We start from the raw sequence: 4,609 nt of genomic DNA on the forward strand, positions 1-4,609 counted from the left end.
CGCAGAGGAAACTGGCGAAAGTGAAGCAGATCACGGCGATGACCAGAAGCCGCTTGCGACCGATTTTGTCGGCGAGCCAGCCGGCGATCGGGATGGCGATCGCCGCCGCGACGATATAGCTGGTCAGTACCCAGTTGATGCTGTCCTGGGTCGCACCGAGGCTTGCCTGCATGTGCGGCAGGGCGACATTGGCGATGGTCGTGTCGAGCACTTGAATGAGGACCGCGAGCATCACCGCGATCGTAACCAGCGTTCGCCGGCCCGGCTCTAGCGCATGGGGCTCATCCATCAGCGCGACGGTTCGAGCTGGACCTCAACCCTGGCGGACAGGCCGGCGATCATGTCGCGCGGCGGCGCCTCGTCGAAGCAGACGCGGACGGGCACGCGCTGGGTCACCTTGACCCAATTACCATTGGCGTTCTGTGCCGGGAGCACCGAAAATTCGCTGCCCGTGCCCGAACCGATGGTGCAGACATGGCTGCGCACTTTGAGCCCCGGATAGGCATCGAAGCTGATCGTCGCGGGCAGGCCGACGCGCATCCGCGCAAGGTCGCCTTCTTTGAAATTGGCTTCGACCCACGCGGCCTTGTCGCGGACGATCGACAGCATGGACAGGCCGGTGATCGCGGTCTGGCCGACGAGCAAGCGGTCGGCCTTGGCAATCACACCGTCCGAGGGAGCATGGACCACGGCGTGTTGAAGGTCGAGCTGGGCCTTGGCTATCGCGGCCTGGGCGGCGGCGACCTGAGGCTGGGTACCATCGGGCGCGATCGCGGCGGTTGCATTGGCGGCGCGAGCGTGGGCGTCGGCAAGCTGGGCGCGGGCCTTCTCGACCTCGTTGATCGCGTCGTCATGCGCTGCACGGGTCGTGAAGCCCTGCGCGAGCAGTTGATTCTGGCGAGCAAGTGCCCGCTGTGCGATGGCGAGATTGGCCTCGCCGCCGACGATGTCGCCCGACATGCCCGACGCCTGGGTGCGGAGCTGGATGGTCTGAAGCTGCGCGGCGGCGAGTTGCGCCTGGGCATTGGCGAGTGCGACTTGAAGCGGTGCCGGATCGACGCGGAACAAGATGTCGCCGCGCTTGATCCGCTGGCCCTCGCGGATGTTGACCTCGATCACCGGGCCGTTGACCTGGGTGCTGATCGAGGTGATGTCCTGCTTGACATAGGCATTGTCGGTAGACACCGACTTGCCACTGTTGAGCCAGATCCAGCCGCCGACAAGCAGGATGATCAGCGGCACCGAGATCAGCAGCATGATGCGCTTCGGGCTGCGCTTGGGCGCTACCGGCGTGTCGGTCTCGCCCGGCGAGCGAACATCGTCGAACGCGCCAAGATTTTCCTGACGAACTTCGGCTACTTGGCCGCGGTCCAATTTCTTCATCTGGTTCATGCGGAAACCCGGCAGTGCGTTTCGGTCAGCTGGGACAAATTATCCCGGATACGAGCCAATCCCGAGCGCACGGCGTCGATGTGCGCCATTTCCAGCCCATCGAACGCCTCGGCGGACAACTCGGTTGCAATGGTGCGAAGCTTCTCCAGCAGCGGCTCTGCCGTCGTGGTCAATTTAAGGAGCCATGCCCGTCGATCCGACGGATCGCGCTGGCGCTCGACCAACCCGGCCTCTTCCAGCCGGTCAACGATGCGGCACAGCGTAATCGGCTCGATGTCTAGCAGTTCCGCCACTTCGACCTGCCGCAGCAAGGGCGAGACCGACAGGCGTAACATCAGCCGCCACTGGGCCCGCGTCACGCCCAATTTCAGCGCGCGGCGGTCAAAGGCCCGCCGAACAATGTGCGCTGTTTCGGCAATTTCCCAAGCAAGATGTTCAGAAGGCATAAGCCCCCATATAATAAGGGGGCTTATTATGTCAAGACTTAGCGGCTAGCTCTTGTGCCACGCTCCGCTTCGCGCCATCCGGAGCCATGACTCGATCCGAAGACATCCCCGCGCTCCTAGACGCGCTTGAGGAAATATACCGCACGTCCGTCACCAACCTTCGCGCTGGCCTTACTACCTATACGCGCGATGCCACCCGTCCCGACCGTGCGGCCCGGGCCAACGGTGCCTTCGCCTATCCCGAATTACGCATCGAATATGATCCGGAGACGCCGCCGCCGACCCCGGCGCGCGCCTTTGCCCGGCTCAATCAGCCCGGCGTCTATGCCACCTCGATCGCCCGCCCCGCCCTGTTCCGCGCCTATCTCGCGACCCAGCTCGGCCACCTCGTCCGCGACTATCCGGTGCGAGTAACCGTCGGCCGTTCGGCGAGCGAAATCCCCTACCCCTACGTCCTCGACGGCGGCGACCTCGCGCTCGAGGGCATCTCCACCGCCGAGCTGTCGCGCTGGTTCCCGTCGAGCGAACTGGTCCATATCGGCGACGAGATTGCCGACGGCGCATGGGACATGGAGCCCGGCCCGATCCGCCCGCTGGCCCTCTTCGACGGTCCGCGCACGGACTTCAGCCTGGCGCGACTGAAACATTATACGGGCACACCAACTGACCATTTCCAGTCGTTCGTGCTGTTCACCAACTATGTTCGCTACGTCGATGAATTCGTGCGCTTCGCCATCACCAAACTGCGCGATCCCGACAGCCGCTTCACCGCGCTGAGCGTGCCCGGCGGAACGTTCGAGCATGGCGATCTGGCCGATGCCGAGGCGCAGATCGCGGCCGGTGTGTGGCGCCGGCATCAGATGCCGGCCTATCACCTCCGCACGCCCTCGGGCGACGGCATAACTCTGGTCAACATCGGCGTCGGCCCGTCCAACGCCAAGACAATTTGCGACCATATCGCGGTGCTACGGCCGGAGGCGTGGCTGATGATCGGCCATTGTGGCGGCCTGCGCCCCAGCCAGACGATCGGCGATTATGTCCTCGCTCACGCCTATCTACGCGACGACCATGTGCTCGACGACGTCCTGCCGCCCGAAATCCCGATCCCGGCGATCGCCGAGGTCCAGACCGCGATGGCGACCGCCGCCGCCACGGTCACCGGCGAGAGCGAAGACCAGCTCAAGAAGCGCATGCGCACCGGCACCATCGTCACCACCGACGACCGCAATTGGGAGCTGCGCTACACCTCGTCGGCGCTGCGCTTCAACCAGAGCCGGGCGGTCGGGATCGACATGGAGTCGGCCACCGTTGCGGCGCAGGGTTATCGCTTCCGCGTACCCTACGGGACCTTGCTGTGCGTATCCGACAAACCGCTGCACGGCGAGTTGAAGCTGCCCGGCCAGGCCAATGCCTTTTACGAACGATCGATCAGCCAGCATCTGCGCATCGGTATCGAAACGCTCGACCTGCTCCGTCAGGAAGGCGACGGTCTGCACAGCCGCAAACTTCGAAGCTTCGACGAACCGCCGTTGCGCTAGCGCCTATCGACCAACGTTGACGACCCGGCCCACCGTCGGCACTCGCTGTCCGTGGGCCAACCACGCCGACAGTGCGTCGATGTCGAGCCCAACGTCGACCGCGCCCGTTCCGGCCGTCAGCACGCTGTAGCCATCGCCGCCGTTGGCGAGATAGTTGTTCGTCGCGATGCGATAGCGAGCGGTCGGGCCGATCGACTTGCCGTTGAGGGTCACCGCCACGATCCGCGCTCCGACAGGTCGCCGCAAATCATAGGCAAACCGCGTGCCCGCCGACGGTACCAGCACCGCCGGTGCGGCGCCGGCCATATCGCTCGGCGCCTGGAATTGCTGCTCCAGCAACGCCTTCACCTGCGCGCCGGTCAGTGTCTTGACCACCACCTTGTTGTTGAACGGCACCATCGAGAACAGCTGGCCATAGCGCACCGGCCCCGCCACCAGCCCGACCCGCACTCCGGTCGCATTGACCAGCGCGATCTGCGCGCCCGCCCGTCGTCCCGCCGCCAGGAAAGCATCGGCGTTGAGGTCAGCCGCCGGGCTCTCCTGATTCTTGTCGCTATACGGTAGCGGCCGGGCCAGCCGCCCAACCACACGATTTGCAATCGGGGCGACGGCGGCGGCATAGCGATCGACGACCGCCTTGACCGCCGGGTCCTCGCCCGCGGCGCTTGTACCGGTAATGAGGTTTGCGGCGTGCTGAGCAATCAGCCGGTGCGACGATGGGTCGAACGCCAGCCGCACATCACTGAAAAAATAGCCATATTTCCCGGCGCTGGTCAGCAATCGCCCGCCGCGTTCACAGATATAGGCATAGTGGGTATGCCCTGACACCACCGTCGCGATGGCCGGATCGAGCTGGTCGAGGATCGGCAAGATGTCGCCGCTCAGCCCGTCGCAGCCCTGTCCCTCGGTGAACGCCGGGGTCCTGCCGCCCTGGTGGATCAGCAGCACGATCGTGTCCGCGCCCTGCGCCTTCAGCTCCGGCACCAGCGCATTGGCCGTCGCCGCCTCATCCTCGAACGACAGCCCCGCCGAGGCGGTCGGTCTGACGAGCTTGCCGGTACCGGCCAGGGTCAGGCCGATGAAGCCGATCTTCACCGCGCCGAACTGGCGAATTGCCGTTGGCGCGAAGAGGGTGACGCCGTCAGCGGTGCGGACATTGGCGGCGAGGAAGCGGAACTTCGCCCCGGCGAACGGCTCGAGGCGGCACGGCCTGAGCGTCGTGAACTTGCCGCA

The 4,609-nt window shown here is 65.2% G+C and carries 5 protein-coding genes; 1 reads left to right on the top strand and 4 read right to left on the bottom strand.

Annotated elements, in window-relative coordinates; translation table 11 throughout:
• The 3 genes from RMN84_RS04230 to RMN84_RS04240 all read right to left on the bottom strand — a co-directional run.
• A partial coding sequence (locus tag RMN84_RS04230; protein WP_309610954.1) for an MFS transporter occupies window positions 1-289 on the bottom strand: 289 nt, incomplete at its 3' end.
• Complete coding sequence (locus tag RMN84_RS04235; protein WP_309610955.1) at window positions 289-1,392, bottom strand: HlyD family secretion protein; 1,104 nt, start codon at window positions 1,390-1,392, stop codon at window positions 289-291. The genes RMN84_RS04230 and RMN84_RS04235, both read right to left, overlap by 1 nt.
• Window positions 1,389-1,751 (bottom strand): MarR family transcriptional regulator, encoded by a 363-nt coding sequence (locus RMN84_RS04240; RefSeq protein WP_309610956.1) that lies wholly within the window; start codon window positions 1,749-1,751, stop codon window positions 1,389-1,391. The genes RMN84_RS04235 and RMN84_RS04240 overlap by 4 nt, the downstream gene beginning before the upstream one ends.
• 173 nt (window positions 1,752-1,924) lie before the next feature.
• Here RMN84_RS04240 and RMN84_RS04245 point away from each other — a divergent pair, with 173 nt between their 5' ends.
• On the top strand, window positions 1,925-3,376 hold the full coding sequence (locus RMN84_RS04245) for an AMP nucleosidase (RefSeq protein ID WP_309610957.1): 1,452 nt from the start codon (window positions 1,925-1,927) through the stop codon (window positions 3,374-3,376).
• Between the two features lie 3 nt (window positions 3,377-3,379).
• Here the strand turns inward: RMN84_RS04245 and RMN84_RS04250 are convergent.
• Window positions 3,380-4,609, bottom strand: a 1,230-nt coding sequence (locus RMN84_RS04250) for a 5'-nucleotidase C-terminal domain-containing protein (protein ID WP_309610958.1), incomplete at its 5' end; no start/stop codon positions are given.

This window comes from Sphingomonas sp. (assembly GCF_031380695.1).
GTDB lineage: Bacteria > Pseudomonadota > Alphaproteobacteria > Sphingomonadales > Sphingomonadaceae > Sphingomicrobium.

What these genes read in the sequence shown, in the direction of transcription:
- RMN84_RS04235 (WP_309610955.1), bottom strand. Translation starts at nt 1,392, where the DNA reads ATGAACCAGATGAAGAAATTGGACCGCGGCCAAGTAGCCGAAGTTCGT.
- RMN84_RS04245 (WP_309610957.1), top strand. Translation starts at nt 1,925, where the DNA reads ATGACTCGATCCGAAGACATCCCCGCGCTCCTAGACGCGCTTGAGGAA.